We start from the raw sequence: 20,216 nt of genomic DNA on the forward strand, positions 1-20,216 counted from the left end.
CCTGGCAAAGGTGTATTAAGTTTCAACCTAAAATCTTTTTAGTAATAATTTTGTTCAAAAATACTTTTTATCTCAATTGTATCTTTAGTCGCGCTCAGGGCAATCATTAACTTTATTCTAGCTTTTTGCCCGGGAAGATTGTTACCTAAAATGACACCTTTTTGAGTTAACTCGTGACCAGCACCAGCATAACCGTAATTATCCATAACTCTTCCCATGAAACACCTTGATACCAGAACAACCGGTATGTTATTGTCCAAGGCGTATTCAATCCCCGGAACCATATTTGGCGGAATATTGCCCCTGCCCATACCTTCAACTACAATCCCGTGGGTTCCAGAATCAACACAGAACTTTAACAATCTGTCATCCATTCCGCAACCACACTTGATAAGATCAACTTTACTGTCAATTCGTCCAGCAGGTATGTATTCTCTTTTATTATAGCTGTAATAGAAATGAACCTTATTTTCATCAACAAACCCAATAGGCCCAAAATCTTTGCTTTTAAAACTGTCTAAAGTATTTGTGTTTGTTTTTGTTACCTGAGAAGCCAAGTGTATCTCCTTGTTCATTACTACCATGACTCCTCGATTGTATGCTTCCCCGGATACTGCAGTACATAGAGCATCTATAAGATTAGAAGGTCCGTCCCACCCAGGTTCAGAACTATTTTTCATAGAACCTACGAAAATCACGGGCTTAGTGCCTTGATAAGTCAGATCTACAAGAAATGCCGTTTCCTCCATGGAATCCGTTCCGTGGGTGACAACCACACCATCATAACCACCCTGTTCTAGTTTACTACTAATCAAACATGACAATTCCCACATTTTCTCCGGCGTCATATGCGGGCCCGGCATCATGCCGAAATTGAGGAAATGCATATCTGCAATGTTTTCAAGGCCTGGCGTTAACCTAAGAATGTCTTCTCCATCCATAACAGGAATAGATGAATTACTTTTTTCATCCTTTTTCATCGAAATAGTTCCACCAGTAAATATAAAAAGTATCTTTTTCATCTTGAACAGCCTTTCTTTTAACGTGCTATCATTGTAGCATTAGGCAATCCAAGTGTACATGAATCAAATTACGTGTATTTAATAAAACAGCCTAATAAAGTTATGATTTTGTTGAAAAATTAATATTACTTTAAAGATAATTTTGATTTTCACTTAACATTTACTAAGCGGTCAAAATCAAGCACAGTAACCATTGTCGAAACTGTCTAAGAAATGTCAACACAGTTTGCCACACTGGCCGGTTCAGGGCCTCCTTACCTTGAGGAATTATTGTTTGATCGTTTGATTCCGTTGATGATTCCATAGTTTCCCCCTTTGATCCCTAAAAAAGCCACGGTTTGCTTGCAGGTACCTCTTGTCCATGTCTTTTATAAGTTGCCGCAGGCAAAAAGCTCTTTAGTCCGATAGCTTATACTCGGCGGAACTTGTCGTTCCGCGAAGGTACCTGGAACCTACACGGAACGACAATATATGACAGCCCATTAGCCTGTTCCGCCGAATACGGTTTTGAGTACAATCGGCTTATAGTGTAGAGGTAAAAAGAACTATCTTGATATAGTGATAGGGTTACCTGCCAACTTGTTTTACGGTGTATCCATCCCAACGACAATTTTAGTATTTAAAAAAAATCGTAAAACAAAAGATATTTTCTTTATCGATGCAAGCAACGAATTTGAAAAAGGTAAGAATCAAAATAGGCTTACTGAAGAAAACATCAATAAGATTATTGAAACTTTTGGAAATTAATGTGTAGGAATTGATTGGAAGGGTCAAGGATATTGTTTCTTGACTCTTTTTCATTGATAATCCGTTTTAGTGAAAAATACTCTTCAACTAAGGAAGCGGTAGGTCCTCACGACATCATTTTTGTCTACTCAAGGCACGTTGAGCGTGCGGTAGTGCAATATAAAAAAACAAGAATCAACAGCCACAAAATTTTTGAAGGGCTTGAGTAAAGAGATGGATATGAACTTTTTCATCAAGTATGATTCGCTGGAGTATTGCCTGTACATGAAAATCATTAATGTAGTAAATATGTTTTTCGTATTCTGCAATTGCTTTGTATTCTGCATCAATGTCTACTTTTAATTGCATACAAAGATCAGATCCATAATAAATGTATTTTCCCGACCAAAAATTTTCATGTATAGAACTATTGGAGCCTCTTATTACTGGACTTCCCCCAAGTTTTTTTATTGTATCTGCTAAGATTTCCATGTGCAGCATTTCAGTTGTTGCTATATTTTCTAGTAAATCTCCAAGCTCCTTATCAATTTGTTTAAATAAGAAATAATGATAAAGATATTGGCTAATGGCAGTAAACTCACTGATTACCCCAGCATAGTCATCCATTAATATTTCAGCATAATTGAGATTAGGGTTAAGAACTTTCACCTCGGGGTAGGGAGATGGGTCAGCGTATTTGCCTCTTTTATGCTTTTCATAATTGATTTCGCTCATCACATTAACCTCCAGAAAAAAGAATCCTTTTTTTATATATTCTGGGGGGATTGAAAAATGTCAAGGCATCCCTCGATGTACGTTTTAACTTCAAATTTTGCTTTCATCAGAGATGGTGAGGGGCTTCACTTTGGTCAATTTTGACCTGAATCCATAGCAGGTGGTATCCTATAGAAGATGTAAAAGAGGAGAGCCGCACCACACATTTATGATCAAAGTTTAGGGGATCATACAATGAACAACCAAAATCTAAAAGAAAATGGAGACCGATCATGAAAAAAGCATTATTATTAGTATTTGCATTATTATTAGTATCTCTTACAGGTTGTGCACAAAAAGCACCAGTACCTGCTTCGCCAACTCCAGCAGCTTCATCAAATACTGTAACACCGGATGTACAGTCCGGCAGCTCAAAAACGTGGGCTACAGCTCCAGTAATGCAAATCGATATTACAAAACAATATCATGCGACTATTCACACGACAATGGGTGACATAGGTGTTAACTTGTTTGCAAAAGACGCACCAAAAACAGTTAATAACTTTGTATTCTTAGCGTCTAACAACTTCTACAACAACGTTCCATTCCATAGAGTTATAAAAACTTTTATGATCCAAACTGGAGATCCAACTGGTACTGGAACTGGCGGACCTGGTTATGAATTTGCAGATGAATTGTCCAAAGCGCATACCTACGCACCTGGGATAGTGGCCATGGCTAATGCAGGTCCAAATACAAATGGCAGTCAATTCTTCATTTGCTCAGGTGCTGATTCAGTGAACTTAAACAAAAGTCCAAACTACACAATTTTTGGGCAAGTAGATTCTGGTATGGATGTTGTAAATAAGATAGCAAGTGTACCCGTAGGACCAAGCCCTTCAGGTGAAGTAAGCGCACCAACTACCCCAGTCCTCATGAAGTCCATAGAGATTCAAGAAAAGTAATATTTACAGCAGCATTGGTTTATTTGTTAATATTTAGTTACTAATCATGAGGAAATGGTGTTTAGAGTTGAATAGGAAAGCTCTTTTACTCTCTTTGACGCTGAACAAGCGTCTTTTTGATTGGAAAATATTAGTATTGTCGAATTGGGGGAATTTAGCAGGAAATAAAGATAAAGCAATTATCTTCGGCTCTTTTGTGTTCTTGTCCTAAATTACTCTTGGGTACCATGACTAATCTAATTTGTTTGAATGCCTGATCTTACGTTATATCAAATAGGCTTGCATGATAATTTCAAGGGGGGCTTAAAGACTATTATATGTATACTTGGTTCCGTATGTGGTATCATGTAGTAGAGGGGAGATACAATGACTAAACTAGACAAGCTATTTTCAGATATAGTTAATAACCCAAAAAATGTTAGATTTGAAAATATCGACAAAGTCTTGAAGCACTATGGTTTTGAATGCAGAAATCCTATGTAAAGAAAGCGATTAGCGCGATCCAACAATTAGACAGAGGTGAAGAATAATGGGTAAAGATCTAGAATATTACCTCAACCTAGAATATGAAATTAAACTTAAGAAACTTTCCCAAGAAGAAGGTGGCGGTTGGTTTGCTGAAATACCTTTACTTCCTGGTTGTATGTCAGACGGCGAATCCTTAGAAGAAGCAGTCGAAAATCTAGGCAATGCAAAAAGGGAATGGATTGAGGCGAGCTTTGAATTAGGAAGAGCAATTCCTGAACCCACAGCTGAAGAATTTTCGGGACAATTGAGAGTTAGGATGCCTAAAACATTACATCGTACTCTTTCACAAATGGCTAAAGACGAAAATGTAAGTTTAAATCAGCTAATAATTCATCAATTATCTAAAGGTATTGGATATAGATTATAAGATAGCCGATTTCATATAACTCCTAGAGATTTATGATGTTCAAGGAAGTTGATGAATTTGGCTTCGTAGTAAAAATGTACAAGATTAGGTGTGAGTCTGAAGGATTAGAGCCGCGAAATCCAAATGCCAAAAGATTTGAGACCATAAATTCAAAATGAATTTCTATGATCTTGAATAACGGATTTACAGTCTATCAGAAATTGTTCTTAATTAAAATGCACCCCCTTTGAAAAAAGTGGGTGCATCGTTAATTTGTATCAAAGATTGAGTCGTTAGACAGTAGAGGCGAAGGACCTCGAACCCTTCGTCTAGCCTTTTTCTGAGTGTTTCTATCAATGGATACAGAGCTATCCAGGCACGTTGGTGTTACTTTATTGTTATTATTGTAACTGCGTCCTGGTGGGGGGCAGTCTAATTAATTAATGAACTAAAATCAACTCCAAATAAAAATGGCCTTGCCTTCAAGGAAATGTAACCTTGAGGCAGGGCCATTTTAAGGGAATTTGTTTACTAAATATCCAATCAGCTTACCTGACAGGCATTAATTCCTAGCAAGTATCTGGTTATTATTGTTCAATACTATTTGAAACAGTTTTCGGGTTTTTGCGGTATAATTATGGTTCATCCAAGTCAGAAGGCATAATGATACCAACAAGTTAGAATAAAACAATGGAATTAAAGAAGGTATTATTTTATACTAAACAAATATTAAGCTCCACGCTTTCCGTAGGAGAACGAACTGGAAGTATCGTGAGGCATGATGTTAAAAAGTATGTCTTCAGATTGTCTAGAAAAACTGAAAGGGTATTAAATGATATGCTTACAAAAGAATTACTAAGCTACATATTGGATATTGGAGAACAAATGCTGGTCAGCGGTGCTGAAGTAAATCGCGTGGAGGACTCCATCAGTCGTATCTGCAAAGCATATGATGCAAAGCGGGTGGATGTATTTACTATCACGTCTAGCATCGTCGTATCTCTTCAATCGAGAAGCGGAAATACCCTCACTCAAACCAGGAGGATCTTAAAATACTCAACGGATTTGGATAAGTTGGACAGACTTAATAATCTTTCCCACTATATTTGTGCTCACAAACCTGAGGCAGAATATATTAGAAATGAAATTGAAAAGATCGGTATTAGACGCATATATAGTCCGATTGTCCAATATTTAGTTTATGGTATGATTGCTGGAACATTCACGATTTTCTATGGAGGTGACTTGAATGATGCAGCAGTTTCTGCAGCTATCGGCATGATATTGAAATCAGCGATCACTTTTATCCAAAGATTAGATAAGAATGTTTTTATTGTAAATATACTATGCTCCTTCGTTGTAGGTATGCTGGGGGTTCTGTTAGTTAGAACCGGGATAGGTCATAGCTTCGATAAAATTGCAATCGGAAATATCATGCTGCTGATACCAGGATTGGCTCTCACGAACTCAATAAGGGATATCATAAGCGGAGATACGATAGCAGGACTACTGCGCCTTTGTGAAGCTATTCTTGTAGCTTTGTCCATCTCTTTTGGATTCGGTCTGGTATCAGTTTTTGTTGGAGGTATGTTTAAATGATCCATGCATTTCAAATCATTTTGGCTTTTATGGGTTCACTTGGTTTTTCGATTCTATTCAATATTAAAGGCAGGAAAATATGGTATGCTGCTTTAGGTGGTATGTTAGCATGGGTGATATACTTACTGGGTGGTCTCTGGCTAAGCGGCGAAATGACGCAGTACTTCGTATCGGCTATCATAGTGACCTTTTACTCGGAGATATGCGCCCGAATCGAGAAAACGCCTGCTACTACTTTTTTAACAGCAGCTATTATACCATTAGTTCCTGGTCGGGCCTTATACTACACAATGAGTTATGTGATCAATAATAAGTTTGTAGAGTTTACCGATTATGGCTCTTATACGGTTAGTATTGCAGTGGCCATAGCAGCCGGCATTATGGTCGCATCTTCGCTGTCCAGAGTTGTTTTTGCATTACGCTCTTATGAATACCGTCATCATTCAATGTAAAAAAGAGGGAACCGCAGCTCCTGTTATTCATCATTATTATTTATTCCTTTAGTCGCAAGGATATTTAAGCGTTTTTAGAGAAAATTGTAACCTAAATATACAACAATATTGTATCTTTCAAAAAGCAAATTATTAGTTATAATAAAATACATCATTTGGAAATGCAGTTAGGTCATTAGTAACGATGAGAAAAATCATTGACAGAATCATCGATGGTAATGACGCGGAGCTTATGTTTGAATTCGACTTTTTACCAATTACTTTATGTAACGCTACTGATTTCAAATAATAAATGTAATGCGACAAAGGGGTCACAATATGTGACCCCTTTGTTTATTTTTAAAAATGCATAAGAAGGATATTTTAATGAAAATCAACATGCAAAAATGGGCAGAAGATATCATCCAGGATAAGGATGTAAAAAAGGCGCAAACGGGATACTGCTTGCCGCGAACCGACTGCAGGCCTTCTGTCGCTGACTGAGATCGTCAGGAGCACGACGCTCGAGCTTCTGTAGCAAATGAAGCCTTACCCGCACTTCATATTATCTTCAGGCTGCTATCGCAAACCTGGATACATATTTCGCTGCTCTGGAAGAATTTAACGGTTCAAATTAAATTGTATTTATCAGTAAAGATGCGCATCTGACTGTAAATAAAAATATCTCCCAAAAGGAGGGCGTAGAAATTATAACCTTTAATAAGAACGATATTGTTTTTTACTCAAATGTCAAAGTGAGATACCGGGATAAGATATAATCTCTATCCCCGTTGCGTGTGTTAGGCTTGAAAAAGAGGAGGAGATTATTATGGATTTTGTTTCGATGTTAACCGAAGAAAACGCTTATATGTTTAACTCGATATGGGTTATGGTAGCTGCGGTATTCGTATTTTTGATGCAGCCTGGATTTGCATTGATGGAGAGTGGTTTTTCAAGGTCTAAAAATGCTTGTAATATCTGGCTGAAAAACTTATGTGATTTTTTGGTAGGTGCTCTTGTCTATTATTTTATCGGATTTGGCCTCATGTATGGAGATTCATGGCATGGAATTATTGGAATCAACGGCTTCTTCAATCCCCTTGATCAGAACCTGCAGATTTGGGACGGTATGACATTATCACCGCATATCTTCCTGCTATACCAGACGATGTTCTGTGCTACAACTGCTACGATAATCTCGGGAAGTGTAGCTGAACGCTTCAAGTTCAACTCTTATTTGATTGTAAGTGCTGTGATGACGGGTATTGTTTATCCGGTTTGTGGACATTGGATCTGGGGCGGCGGTTGGCTTGCGAATATCGGCTTCTCGGATTTCGCTGGATCCACAGCTGTTCACAGCGTCGGCGCGTACGCCGCGTTTGCGGGTGCATTTATGGTCGGACCTAGAATCGGAAAATACAAGAACGGCAAATCAAATGCTATTCCGGGTCATAACATACCAATGGGTCTTCTTGGCGCGTTCATCTTATGGTTTGGCTGGTATGGATTCAACCCGGGTTCAGAGCTTGGGCTCGATGAAGTTACGTTCTATACAACGATTACTACAACTATAGCTGCCAGCGCAGGAGGTCTTGCCGGCTTGTTCATCAGTTGGATAAAATACAAAAAACCAGACCCCACTTTGGCTGCAAACGGCGCATTGGCAGGACTTGTGGGTATCTGTACAGGTGTTGCTTCAGTAAGTTACATGGGTTCCCTGATAATCGGTTTGATTTGCGGTACAATGGTTGTTTTCAGCCTCCAGTTTGTGGAAAAGAAGCTGCGCGTTGACGATGTGGTTGGCGCTGTATCATTACATGGCTGCAGCGGTATTATCGGAACGCTTCTTGCTGGATTCCTCAGCAGAGACGCGGGATTGTTTTACGGCCACGGCGGGAGTTTCCTGCTGTCGCAGTTCATCGGCGTTATTGCCGTTGGGGCTTTCTGCCTAATCGTAACCTTCATTTTGTTTTTTGTTCTCAAAAAGACGTTGGGTATCCGTGTCTCGGAAGGGGAAGAGCTTGCCGGCCTGGATATGGAAGAACACGGCATGAATGCTTATCACCAATAAAGCGATATCATTATCGTCGTTCATGGCGAGGGTTGCGGACTTCAAGGTGGTTGTGTTGAGCATTATGTTCCCGATTCCTCGTGGGAGACTGCAACGGAAAAGAACAATGCAACAAAAGCAAGTCCAAAGTGGACTATATTATCGCAGTGAAATGCACATGGAAGTAATCGTGAATCACCCTGGGAATTCTTGATTAGGAATTCCCAGGGTGATTTGCTGTAGAATTATTTTATTTTATATTTAAAAAACCATAATATTCTTTGGGAACATTTTCTATTTGCATATCATCGTGAACAGTACAGGTCTTCCCAAGACCGATTTTGTTTATCATTGGTGAATATGCACTCAATGTTGTAATAATTCGTCATTTTTATAAGTTGCAGCATCAGTTGTTGATATAAAAGTGTTATTAGCTAAGTCACTCATTTGTACATTTTTATTAACTTGGCTAGTTTTTTCTCCGCCTAATGAAACGATTGATTGGGCGGCAACGACTCCAAATATCGTATTTTGTATAAGTGTTGAGTAATAGCTTATAGAAGTATGATGTTTTATGCTATATAATTTTGCTTTAGCAAATATGTTATATAAAAGGCCCCAAGTTGCTAGTCCATAGCCACATCCTTTTAGTTTAGGGTATTTTTTAGTTATTTTTAATACATAAGCTAAAGGTATGCCTAATATCCCACCTGTTATTAGATGTTCAATTTGGCCTAGGAGAAAGTTTTGGGGTTTTTTTGTTTGACGGGCAGGAATAAAAATTGAACCAGCGAAATGACCCCATAGTGCTTCAGAAAAATGGATTTTATACAAAAATAGGTTAGCAATGTCCATAGCTAAGGTACCCATTAAACCACTTATTACCCCTAACATTATAGTATCCTCACGACAAGCAATTTTGATTATTTTCCATAGTTTCATACATCTTTCTCCTTTCGGGCATGAATTAATGATTTCTTCTTACCTTTATAGTTTGTTAGAAACAAGGAAAATAAACTAAGAAAAAATAAAATATGTAATTTAATATTTGCCATAAGCCTTCTGACCTTGTTCTGCCATGTTTGGTCTATCTTTAGGTTTATAAGTCTACGGATGTATTTTCTAATGAAGATACCCTACTTTTTTATGCCCTGAACAGGCCCTTTTTTAGCTCATTTTTTATTTAGCGGAGTTGCTTTATAACTGAAAGTTATCGAGTTATCAGAAAATGGCGAAGAAAACCTCTACAATGAATCGACATAAAATATCTTAAAGTCGTTAAAATATTAGTTGACTAACTATATAGTAATTAATATAATAATAAATAATACTAAAGTTATTATCATATATTTTGCAGAAATATTGACAAGATAAACTCAGAGGAGAGAAGAAGAGAGGTGGATAGTGGTGACTTAGGGAAAGGTTCTTAGTACTTATTTTAATTTATTGGAGGTGTAATAATGACCGAACTTATTTTATCCAGACTGCAATTTGCCATGACGACCTTTTACCATTTTATGTTTGTGCCGCTAACCCTGGGGTTAGGGGTTCTCGTTGCTATGATGGAGACCTGGTATGTTAAGAGCGGCAATGAAACTTACAAAAAAATGACTAAGTTTTGGGGAAAATTATTTTTGATCAATTTTGCCATAGGTGTGGTCACCGGTTTAACTCAGGAGTTTCAGTTTGGTATGAACTGGTCTGAGTATTCCCGCTTCGTAGGGGATATCTTTGGTGCTCCCTTAGCCATGGAGGCTTTAGTCGCCTTTTTTCTGGAGTCAACTTTTTTAGGACTGTGGGTGTTTGGCTGGGATAAGTTATCCAAGAAAATTCATCTTACAGCCATTTGGATTGTAGCAATTTCTTCGAATATATCTGCGTTTTTTATTTTAGTAGCAAATTCCTTCATGCAGGAACCTGTTGGTTATGCCTTGCGCAATGGCCGTGCAGAAATGACGGATTTTCTCGCCATAATTACCAATCCTCATGTCATTTATCAATTCCCTCATACTGTACTTAGCGGCTTTGTGACAGCGGCATTCTTTGTCATGGGTGTCAGCGCTTATCATTTACTGAAAAAGAACCATCCGGACCTTTTCAAACGATCCTTTCAAATCGCTGTTATTTTTGGACTGATCAGTACCTTAGGCGTGGCAGGCATCGGACATTTGCAGGGAATGCATCTTGTCAAATCTCAGCCAATGAAGATGGCGGCAGCCGAGGCCCATTGGGAGACTGAAAATCCCGCCGGTTTATCCCTATACGCCTCTATTGACGAGAAAGAGCAGAAAAATAACATTGAAATCAAAATTCCAGCCTTGTTAAGCTTTCTCTCTTATAATAGCTTTACAGGTGAGGTTAAGGGCATTCATGAACTGCAAGAGGCAGCGGTTCAAGAGTATGGGCCGGGAAACTATGTTCCGCCGGTAACATCCTTGTTCTGGAGTTTTCGAATCATGCTGACAGCAGGGCTCTGGCTAGTATTAATGTCAGTGCTGGGCATTTATTTCTATAAAACAAAGGCTTACGAGCAAAAGGCTTGGTTCCTGAAGCTAATGTTGTGGACGATTCCTGTTCCCTATATCGCCAATACGGCAGGATGGTTCTTAGCTGAAGTGGGACGGCAGCCTTGGATCGTTTATGGATTACAGCAAGTGGATTTAGGTTTATCCACCAGCGTATCATTGGTTTCAATGACCATTGCTTTTATCGGCTTTTTGCTGGTTTACCTGGTCTTAGCCATAGCGGAAGTTTACCTGATGGTAAAATATATTAAAAAAGGACCGGAAGAGGTCAATAAGGAAGAAAACCTGAAAGGCGGAGTTAGGGGGGCGTCATTATGGACTTAAACATCCTCTGGTTTATCCTCATTGCAGTGTTGTTTGTCGGGTTCTTTTTTCTGGAAGGGTTCGATTTTGGAGTAGGGATATTGCTGCCCTTCCTGGGTAGAAATGATCAGGAACGGCGGGTGGTTATTAACACCATTGGTCCTCATTGGGATGGGAATGAAGTTTGGTTGATAACCGCAGGGGGAGCTATGTTTGCAGCCTTCCCTAATTGGTACGCTACGCTGTTCAGCGGGTTTTTTCTGGCCCTATTTCTAGTCTTATTTTCTTTAATCATTCGCGGAGTCGCTTTTGAATACCGCAGCAGCGATGCAAGTCCTCGCTGGAGATCGACGTGGGATTGGGTTATATTCACAGGAAGCTTGTTACTGTCCATTCTTTGGGGCGTCGCTATGACCAATTTAATCAAAGGAGTGCCTATTGACGCCAAGATGCAATATGCGGGAACCTTCTTTGATCTTCTTTCGCCATACACTATCGTAGGAGGATTAACAACACTCCTGGTCTTCATGCTCCACGGCGCTCTGTTCCTCAGCCTGAAGACCACAGGAACTATGGCGGAGCGGTCCTCGGCAGCTGGGCAAAAGATTGGCTTAGCAGCAATACCTGTCGTTCTGCTCTTTGCAGTATTAACCTATTTACAAACAGATCTTTTTGCCAGCCTGGGTGCAGGCATAACCTTACTTGCTTCAGGGGTAACCCTTATCCTGGCAGCCATCTTATTGCGCTCCGGCAAGGCCGGCTGGGCATTCATCACAAATGGGCTCACAATTCTCTTGTTCACCCTATCCTTATTCTGGGGACTTTTCCCCCGGGTTATGATTTCCAGTCTCAACATGGACTGGAGCCTGACCATCTATAATGCCTCATCCAGCCCCTACACCCTGAAGATTATGACCATAGTGGCAATCGTTATGGTTCCCATTGTCCTTCTCTATCAGGGCTGGACCTATTGGGTCTTCCGCAACAGAGTTACCGAAAAAAATCTGCACTATTAAGATCAAGAATTTGAGATATAATCAAAGGGCAAGATAATTCTTGCCCTTTATTTTATGTGTGTCTTGATCGTAGGAGGTGAGACTTATGTTCGATAAGCGCTTAATGAGAGAAAGCAAACCTGTTTGGAAATTTCTCATCCTTTCCATAGCTCTGAGTATAGGGATTGCCCTGTTGGCAGTTGCTCAAGCCTGGTTTTTTTCCAGAGTTGCAGCCATGGTTTTCTTAGAAGGAGCTATGCTGAAGGATACTTGGAATTCTCTGGGTATGATACTGCTGATTATCGGGCTGCGCGCTGTTTTGCAATGGGCCAGTGAAATATCTGCCTTTGAGGCCGCTTCCTTGATCAAGCTGAACCTGCGGGGGGAATTGTTAAAACATATTGTATCCTTGGGTCCCATCTATGCCCGGGGAGAGCGGGCCGGAGAATTAATCACCACAGTGACGGAGGGGATAGACTCTCTGGAGGATTACTTTGCCAAGTATCTGCCCCAGCTCCTGTTAGCAGCGGGGATACCCTTGTTAATCCTGGTCTTCGTCTTTCCCCGGGACTGGAAATCCGGATTGATTCTCTTAGCAACCGGTCCCCTTATTCCCATCTTTATGATTTTAATTGGGAAACTGGCGGAAAAAAAATCCCTTCAGCAGTGGCAAAACTTAAGCTGGATGAGTGCACATTTTTTGGATGTTTTAAAAGGCTTGCCCACCCTTAAAGTATTTGGCAGGTCAAAGGATCAGACAAGAGTTATCCAAAAAGTCAGCGATTCCTTTCGAAAATCCACCTTGAGTGTTTTAAGGGTCGCTTTCCTGTCCGCTCTGATGCTGGAATTCCTGGCAACTATCAGCACGGCCCTGGTAGCGGTGACCATCGGCTTAAGGCTGGTTAACGGAACCCTGACCTTTTCTGCGGGGTTATTTCTCTTACTGCTGGCACCGGAGTTTTATACTCCTCTAAGAACCCTAGGCTTAAACTTTCATGCCGGTTTGTCCGGGAAAAACGCTGCAGAGCGAATCTTTGAGATTTTAGATTATCCCCTGCAGACTGAACCGGGCCTAAGGACTAATCCGATTATAGCATCTAACCACAGCATCACTTTTCGCAATGTAAATCTGGTTTATCAAACAGGGGAACCTTCGGCTTTAAAGGACATTAATTTTACCTTGACTCCCGGTGAACAGATTGCTCTGGTTGGTCCAAGCGGAGCGGGTAAAACCTCTGTTGCTCAGCTTTTGCTGGGATTTATTAATCCTGCCTCAGGGGAAATAGAGGTTAATGGGGCCGACCTTAAGACCATGAATCTGGAAACCTGGCGGGAGCAGATTGCCTATGTACCCCAAAATCCTCATCTCTTTGCAGGAACTATTGCTGACAATATTCGTTTTGGCAGGCCTGCTGCTACACTGGCAGAGGTAAAACGGGCGGCGGAAGAAGCTTCAGCCCATGATTTCATCATGAAACTTCCTGACGGATACGAAACCTATCTGGGAGAAGAAGGTGCGGGATTAAGCGGCGGCCAGGCCCAGAGGATTGCCCTGGCCAGGGCCTTTTTGAAAGATGCCCCAATCCTCATTTTAGATGAAGCAACCTCAAATTTGGATTTGGAAAGTGAGTCATTAATCCAGGAAGCCCTGAAACGGCTGTTGAGAGGAAGGACCGCTTTAATAGTTGCCCATCGGCTGGACACGGTGTTTCAGGCTCAACGAATTCTGGTCTTGGATCAAGGGCAGATTCTGGAAGAAGGAACCCATGAAGATTTGCTGAAAGGGCGGGGACTCTATTTACGCTTGTTGCAGCAATACCGAGGTGAAACTGGATGAAAGGTAAAACCTGGCTGATCCCTATGCTATTGCCCCATTGGCGGCGAGTCTTTCTGGCTTTGCTTTTAAGTACCCTGACAGTTACCAGCCATATCGGCTTAATGGCCACAGCGGCTTATCTCTTGGCTCGTGCCGCTCTGCACCCTCCGGTTCTGGACCTGATGGTTACCATTGTCGGGGTTCGTTTCTTTGGTATTACCCGGGCAGTTTCCCGCTACGTGGAACGCTATGTTTCCCACGATGTGACATTTCGAATCTTAAGTGAAATAAGAGTGAAGTTCTATCAAAGTATAGAGCCTTTGGCCCCTGCCCGGCTGCGGAACCTGCGCAGTGCGGATTTATTAAGACGGATTGTGGCTGATGTAGAAACCCAGCAGAACCTCTTTCTCAGGGTTTTGGCCCCTCCTCTTGTGGCGGTACTGGTACTCACCGGCTATGGACTTTTCTTAGCTCGTTTTGATTTAAGGTTTTCAGCCATTCTGGCAGCCGGTTTTCTCATGGCAGGACTGATCATTCCATGGATCTTTCATATTCTGAGCAAAGGAATAGGGGGGCGGGTCATTGCCCTAAAAGCAAAGCTAATGGTTAGGGTTGCCGATGGACTTATGGGAATCACCGAACTGATAGCTTATGGGCAAGCTGAATCCTACTTGAAGGATGTTCGGGAGATTAATGAACAATTAAGAAAGGAGCAGCGCCGAAGCGCTTGGCTGTCTGCCTTGTCCTCGGCCATAACAGGAATGGCCGCTAATTTAAGCATGGTCCTCGTGCTTATTTTAGGAATAGTCCTTGTTGAAAAAGGAAGATTGAGCGGGGTCAATTTAGGGATGTTGGCTCTTGGGACATTAAGCAGTTTTGAAGCACTGTTTCCACTAGCTCTGGTTCCTCATCATTTAGAGGAAAGCCGCGCAGCTGCCAACCGCTTGCTGGAGATGCTGGAGGCAGAGCCTGCAGTGAAGGATCAGGCATCGTTGACAGTGAACCCCCAAGAAATGAGTCTCGCTTTTCATGACGTCTGTTTTAAGTATGATGAGAAGGCACCGTGGGCTTTAGATCATGTATCATTTTCCATTCCCCGGCAGGGTAAAGTAGGGATTGTGGGTGCCAGCGGCGCTGGGAAGACTAGCGTGGTAAACCTCCTCCTGCGCTTTTGGGACTATAATGAGGGCCGGATTGAATTAGGCGGACATTCTATCCGCGACTATAGTCAGGACGAAGCCTGTAGTTTAATTGGAGTTGTAACCCAACGAACCCACATTTTTAATGCCACCATTCGTGAGAATCTCTTGCTGGCGAAGCCTGAGGCCGGTGATGAAGAACTGGTCCTGGCCTGTAAGAGGGCTAAACTCCACGATTTTATTCAGACTCTGCCCAAAGGATATGAGAGCTTTGTTGGGGAAGGGGGATTCAAACTTTCCGGTGGGCAGCGGCAGCGCTTAGCCATCGCTCGCGTGTTTCTGAAAAACGCTCCCATTCTGATTTTGGATGAAGCCATGGAAGGGCTGGATCCAATTACCGAAGCGGAAGTTATGGCAGAGGTGGATAGACTTATGGAAGGACGAACCACCCTGGTCATAACCCATCACTTGGCCGGCTTAGAGAGTATGGATGAAATTATCGTCCTGGACCAGGGGCGGGTGGTGGAACGAGGCAAACACTCAGAGCTTATTCAGTATCCGGGCTTTTACCACAAACTTTGGGATAGGACCTTTACTCGCCGTGTTCAGGCTCATTCTCCAACATAAATGCCGCTTCCTGGGCGGGAAGAGTTTGGACATCTTTAAGTTTGCGGGCAATAGTACGGCTCTTTCGGGTGGCAGTGTCAATGGTATTACTGGCCTCTTGAAGTTTTTTCTGAGTTTTTTCTAAGATATCAACAAACTTCCCGAACTCCGTTTTGACGGCGCCCAGTAAATCCCATACTTCACTGGAGCGCTTTTCAATGGCCAAAGTTTTAAAGCCCATTTGCAGGCTATTAAGGAGCGCTGCCAGGGTGGTGGGGCCGGTAATGATGACTTTGTACTCTCTCTGCAGGAGTTCGCAAAGACCGGGACGGCGTAAAACCTCTGCATAGAGCCCTTCCACAGGCAAAAACAAAATTCCGAAATCAGTGGTGTTGGGAGGGTCGATATACTTGTCATGAATGGTTTTTCCTTCGTGCTTAATTCTGGTTTCCAAGGATTTGCCAAACTCCTCAATACCCAGGTGGTCAAGCTGATCCTGAGCTTCCACCAGTCTTTCATAATCTTCCATAGGAAATTTGGCATCAATAGGGAGCCAGATAGTATTGTTCTGTCCATCCCGAGCCGGCAGTTTAATGGCAAATTCCACCCGATCATTGCTTCCGGCTTTAGTGGCTACATTACAGGCATATTGTTCGGGAGTAAGTATTTGCTCTAACAGGTTTCCCAGCTGTATTTCCCCCCAAACCCCCCGGGTTTTCACGTTGGTCAGTACTTTTTTTAAATCTCCCACTCCCGAGGCCAGGGTCTGCATTTCACCCAGCCCTTTGTGGACGGCGTCTAATCGTTCACTGACTAATTTAAAGGATTCTCCTAAGCGCTGCTCAAGAGTAGCGCTTAGTTTTTCGTCAACGGTAGCGCGCATCAAGTCTAATTTATGACTATTATCCTTTTGGAGTAAGAGAAGGCGTTCTTCAATGGTATTGCGCATCTGCTCCAGTTTCAGATTATTGGTTTTGGCCAGGTCACCTAGCTGAGCGGCAAAAATATCTAATTGGTTGCGCTGGAGATTGGCGATTTCCGACATTCGAGCCAGAACGGAATCGTTAAATAAGCGAACGGATTGATTTACTTCCTCCCGCATTTGCCGGGAGTTTGAGGACCATTCCTCTCGATTCTTGGCAATTTCTCCGTTAACAAGGCGTTCATTCCGTTCAAGATTCTTTTCCAGCCCGGCAAATTGACTCTCGAAATTCTTTAAGGGATTGCGGGCAACGCGGCTTAATAAGATGATCAGCAGGATAATCGTTATGGCTGCAAGTATGATGAGGATTAATTCCAGGGAAAAAGGTTCTGTCATGGTAATGCCTCCTAAGCAGAATATGTCATGAGAATAGAATAGCACATTGAGGGGACAAAATTTTGTACATTTTCTCATGCCGCTGTTGCAGCACAAAAGATGATGAAAGTTTAGGCAACGCTTTCGGATTCCTTTTTTAGTTAAAAATAAATATCCTTATTGAACTCTAATATAGAGGAGTTTTGTGCTTATAAATCGAACCTTATAATTTTAAGTTGAATTTTTTATTAAAGGAAGATTGAATAGATATATGGGAGAAAGAATGAAGAAATTTAAGATTCATGTGACAGCTTTTATAATTGTGGCTTTAACCTTTGGCCTGGGCGGACTGTCATTTTTAGCTGCTTATAAAACACAAGTAGTCTTAAAGAACAATTTGGAAACCCATATCACATCGCTTACGGGATCCCTGAGCTCTGAAGTGGGATTGTGGTTAAATGCTCACAAAACGGAAGTTGAGATCATGGCCCATATGCCTTTCATGGATAGAGGGGATCAAGACATGATCCTGGCGTATATGAGCAGCGAAATCCAGCGTAATAAGGAATTTGAAGAATTTTTTTATGCTGACGGCAAGGGGAATTACCTGGAGAATACCGGCTTGAAAGGCAATATTAGTGACCGTGATTATTTTAAAAAAGTCATGACAACTGGGAAACCTGTTATTTCAGATCCTCTGTACTCGAAGGCGAATGGCAGCCATGTCATCGTTATTGCTGTTCCCATTCAGAAAGGAAACGAGGTCGTTGCTCTTTTTGGCGGCTGTATTGATTTATCGGAGCTGACAAATCTTGTTTCTTCAAAAGGAAGTGGAATTGGTAAGGCGTTTATCGTTCAAAAAGATGGGCTGATGATTACTCATCCTAATGAAGAATTTATTATGAGCTATAATGGGCGGATGTATAATCGCTCATTTTCAGATTATAAAGATACTATTAACAAAATGATTGAGGGTGAAACCGGTTTCACTAAGAATACCTTTCAAGATGGAGATAAATATCTTGCTTACGCGCCAATACCGGGCAGCGAGTGGTCCTTAGGCGTTACAGTTCCGGCATCCTATGTATCTAATCAGCTGTATTATTTGCCCATCAATTTTGTCATCATAACCGTATGTTTAGGATTTGTTTTAGTAGTCCTTATGAGGCGTTGGCTGGTCCTGCCTTTGACGAATCTAGCCAGGTTTACGACTCAGCTTAATGAGAATTTATTTTCTCATGGCACTTATCATCAATTTGGCAGCCCAGTCATTGAAGTTGAGTCCTTGGCAGTTAACTTTAACAGGATGACGAGGGAACTTCAAGAGTACTTTCACCAATTGGAAGGCTCTAAAGCGGAACTAAAGCAAGAAATCATCAAGAAGATGATAGTTCAGGAGGATTTGGAGAGCAGTTATGAAGAACTGGCAGCTGTCGAAGAAGAACTAAGGTCTAATTATGAAAAACTTCAATCCAAAGAAATATTGCTGCGTGAATCGGAACGACGTTTTCGCTCCATGCTGGAAAATGTAGAGCTGATCACAGGAATTATTAATAAGGACGGGAGAATTATATTCTGTAATGATTTTATACTCAGCCTGACGGGATATCGGCGGGATGAAGTGGTTGGCCATAACTTTTTTGAATTGTTTGTGCCTTTAAAACTTCAAAAAAGTGCCAGGGCCTGGTTTCAAGATGTGTTAAGCAGCGGAGATATTTCCGTGCATAATATTTATCCCATCCAAACAAAGGGAGGACAAACCCTTTATGTGCATTGGAATCATACTGTTCTCTTTGATGCAGAGGGCAGTGTCTCCGGAGTCGCCAGTATAGGCGAAGATATTACGGAACGCAAGCAATTTCAAGAAAAACTGGAACATATGAGTTTTCATGACGGTTTAACCGACTTATATAATCGCGCTTATTTTGAAGAGAAGACAAAGCTTCTGGAAGGAACCGATTCTGCTCCTGTTGGGATAATAGTGTGTGATGTTAATGGTCTCAAACTGGTTAACGATACCCTAGGCCACAGCACGGGAGATAAACTTCTTAAACTAACGGCCGGCCTCATTAAAAAGTGCTTTAGGGGAGAGGATCTAATCTTTAGAATCGGCGGGGATGAGTTTGCCGTTATCTTGCCCAAAAGTGAATTAGCCGTTGTCGAACAAGCTTGTCAAAGGATTCGCCGAGCCGTTGAAAACTATAATCAAGAAAATGAAGAGTTTCCTTTGAGTCTTTCCATGGGTTTTGCTGTTAGTGAAAAAACCCGGGTGGATATCAGCAAAGTGTTTAAAGAAGCGGATGATGGTATGTACCGGGAAAAATTGCACCACAGTAAAAGTACACGCAGCGCTATCGTACAAGCTATGATGAAAGCTTTGGAGGCCAGAGATTTTATTACGGAAGGGCATGCAGACCGGCTGCAGGATTTAGTGATGGCATTGGGAGCGGCCCTGAATTTATCGGAAAGGACCCTGGCGGATTTGCGCCTTTTGGCAAAATTTCATGATATTGGCAAGGTTGGCATACCTGATCGCATACTGTTTAAGCCAGGACGTCTGAATGCCGAAGAATTTAAAGAAATGCAGCGGCATAGTGAAATAGGCCATCGTATTGCTCAATCTGCTCCGGATCTTTTACCTATCGCCGACTGCATATTGAGACACCACGAATGGTGGAATGGTCAGGGCTATCCCTTGGGACTGAAAGAAGAGTCAATCCCCTTAGAGTGCCGGATTTTGGCAATAGCGGATGCCTATGATGCCATGACAAGCAATCGTCCCTACCGGAGGGCTCTCAGCCAGGAGCAAGCTTTTCAAGAACTCAATAAAAATCGGGGAATTCAATTTGATCCTCAATTAGTTCCCATATTTATTCAGGTAATCAAATTGAACCGGAACCTGAATAGTTTGGATGAACTATCCTATCCTTTGCAAAAGGTTATTGACCATTGACTTTAGCCTTTTCTCATGATAGTTTAATTACAATATCATATTTGGGCAGGGGGGCTGGAAAGGCCGGCTGAGATTTAGACCCTACGAAGTCTGAGACCCTTTAACCTGATCTGGATAATGCCAGCGTAGGTAAGCAGTTTACTCTTTTAGCATTGAAGGAGCACAAATCTTATTCTGGATTTGTGCTCTTCTTTATTTCAA

General features: G+C 41.6%; 14 protein-coding genes, 1 pseudogene and 1 riboswitch. Of the genes and pseudogenes, 11 read left to right on the plus strand and 4 right to left on the minus strand.

From position 1 onward, the window contains the following. Window positions 1-38: 38 nt before the first annotated feature. Window positions 39-1,022 carry an asparaginase gene (locus DESOR_RS09665; protein ID WP_014184408.1) on the minus strand — a complete coding sequence of 328 codons (984 nt, stop codon included), beginning with the start codon at window positions 1,020-1,022 and terminating at the stop codon, window positions 39-41. A gap of 537 nt (window positions 1,023-1,559) precedes the next feature. On the opposite strand from DESOR_RS09665, the pseudogene DESOR_RS09670 reads away from it, so the two are divergent. Then, a pseudogene (locus DESOR_RS09670) lies at window positions 1,560-1,760 on the plus strand (N-6 DNA methylase); the annotation flags it as partial. Window positions 1,761-1,943: 183 nt separating this feature from the next. On the opposite strand, the gene DESOR_RS09675 reads toward DESOR_RS09670, so the two are convergent. Continuing rightward, the gene (locus DESOR_RS09675; protein WP_014184409.1) at window positions 1,944-2,483 is read right to left on the minus strand and encodes a ferritin-like domain-containing protein; all 540 of its coding nucleotides are present in this window, start codon (window positions 2,481-2,483) and stop codon (window positions 1,944-1,946) included. A 272-nt stretch (window positions 2,484-2,755) separates the two neighbouring features. On the opposite strand from DESOR_RS09675, the gene DESOR_RS09680 reads away from it, so the two are divergent. The 5 genes from DESOR_RS09680 to DESOR_RS09700 all read left to right on the plus strand — a co-directional run bounded on the left by DESOR_RS09680 (window position 2,756) and on the right by DESOR_RS09700 (window position 8,402). Then, window positions 2,756-3,427: a peptidylprolyl isomerase gene (locus DESOR_RS09680; protein ID WP_014184410.1), complete on the plus strand. Its 672-nt coding sequence runs from the start codon at window positions 2,756-2,758 to the stop codon at window positions 3,425-3,427. Between the two features lie 529 nt (window positions 3,428-3,956). After that, window positions 3,957-4,322 (plus strand): type II toxin-antitoxin system HicB family antitoxin, encoded by a 366-nt coding sequence (locus DESOR_RS09685; RefSeq protein ID WP_014184411.1) that lies wholly within the window; start codon window positions 3,957-3,959, stop codon window positions 4,320-4,322. 669 nt (window positions 4,323-4,991) lie between these two features. Beyond that, window positions 4,992-5,900 carry a threonine/serine exporter family protein gene (locus DESOR_RS09690; RefSeq protein ID WP_014184412.1) on the plus strand — a complete coding sequence of 303 codons (909 nt, stop codon included), beginning with the start codon at window positions 4,992-4,994 and terminating at the stop codon, window positions 5,898-5,900. Further along, the gene (locus tag DESOR_RS09695; protein ID WP_014184413.1) at window positions 5,897-6,352 is read left to right on the plus strand and encodes a threonine/serine exporter family protein; all 456 of its coding nucleotides are present in this window, start codon (window positions 5,897-5,899) and stop codon (window positions 6,350-6,352) included. Before DESOR_RS09690 ends, DESOR_RS09695 begins: the two co-directional genes overlap by 4 nt. 808 nt (window positions 6,353-7,160) lie before the next feature. Beyond that, entirely contained in the window at window positions 7,161-8,402 is a 1,242-nt protein-coding gene (locus DESOR_RS09700; protein WP_014184415.1) for an ammonium transporter, read from the plus strand. Window positions 8,403-8,747: 345 nt separating this feature from the next. Here DESOR_RS09700 and DESOR_RS09710 read toward each other — a convergent pair whose 3' ends face one another. Next, complete coding sequence (locus tag DESOR_RS09710) at window positions 8,748-9,323, minus strand: hypothetical protein (RefSeq protein ID WP_014184416.1); 576 nt, start codon at window positions 9,321-9,323, stop codon at window positions 8,748-8,750. 518 nt (window positions 9,324-9,841) lie between these two features. Between DESOR_RS09710 and DESOR_RS09715 the strand changes: the two genes are divergently transcribed. From DESOR_RS09715 to cydC, 4 genes are all read left to right on the plus strand, one after another. Beyond that, window positions 9,842-11,230: a cytochrome ubiquinol oxidase subunit I gene (locus tag DESOR_RS09715; RefSeq protein WP_014184417.1), complete on the plus strand. Its 1,389-nt coding sequence runs from the start codon at window positions 9,842-9,844 to the stop codon at window positions 11,228-11,230. Further along, window positions 11,221-12,225, plus strand: coding sequence for a cytochrome d ubiquinol oxidase subunit II (gene cydB, locus DESOR_RS09720; protein ID WP_014184418.1), 1,005 nt, complete (start codon window positions 11,221-11,223; stop codon window positions 12,223-12,225). Before DESOR_RS09715 ends, cydB begins: the two co-directional genes overlap by 10 nt. Window positions 12,226-12,310: 85 nt before the next feature. Then, the gene (cydD, locus tag DESOR_RS09725; protein ID WP_014184419.1) at window positions 12,311-14,041 is read left to right on the plus strand and encodes a thiol reductant ABC exporter subunit CydD; all 1,731 of its coding nucleotides are present in this window, start codon (window positions 12,311-12,313) and stop codon (window positions 14,039-14,041) included. Further along, window positions 14,038-15,786, plus strand: a complete 1,749-nt coding sequence (gene cydC, locus DESOR_RS09730; protein WP_014184420.1) for a thiol reductant ABC exporter subunit CydC — start codon at window positions 14,038-14,040, stop codon at window positions 15,784-15,786. The genes cydD and cydC overlap by 4 nt, the downstream gene beginning before the upstream one ends. Here cydC and DESOR_RS09735 read toward each other — a convergent pair. Further along, window positions 15,752-17,083 carry a DNA recombination protein RmuC gene (locus DESOR_RS09735; RefSeq protein ID WP_014184421.1) on the minus strand — a complete coding sequence of 444 codons (1,332 nt, stop codon included), beginning with the start codon at window positions 17,081-17,083 and terminating at the stop codon, window positions 15,752-15,754. The two genes, cydC and DESOR_RS09735, sit on opposite strands and share 35 nt — an antisense overlap. 262 nt (window positions 17,084-17,345) lie before the next feature. On the opposite strand from DESOR_RS09735, the gene DESOR_RS09740 reads away from it, so the two are divergent. Further along, window positions 17,346-20,015 (plus strand): diguanylate cyclase domain-containing protein, encoded by a 2,670-nt coding sequence (locus tag DESOR_RS09740; RefSeq protein ID WP_014184422.1) that lies wholly within the window; start codon window positions 17,346-17,348, stop codon window positions 20,013-20,015. 37 nt (window positions 20,016-20,052) lie between these two features. Next, a riboswitch (TPP riboswitch) is annotated at window positions 20,053-20,164 on the plus strand. The last annotated feature ends 52 nt before the right edge of the window (window positions 20,165-20,216 follow it).

It is taken from the genome of Desulfosporosinus orientis DSM 765 (assembly GCF_000235605.1).
GTDB lineage: Bacteria > Bacillota > Desulfitobacteriia > Desulfitobacteriales > Desulfitobacteriaceae > Desulfosporosinus > Desulfosporosinus orientis.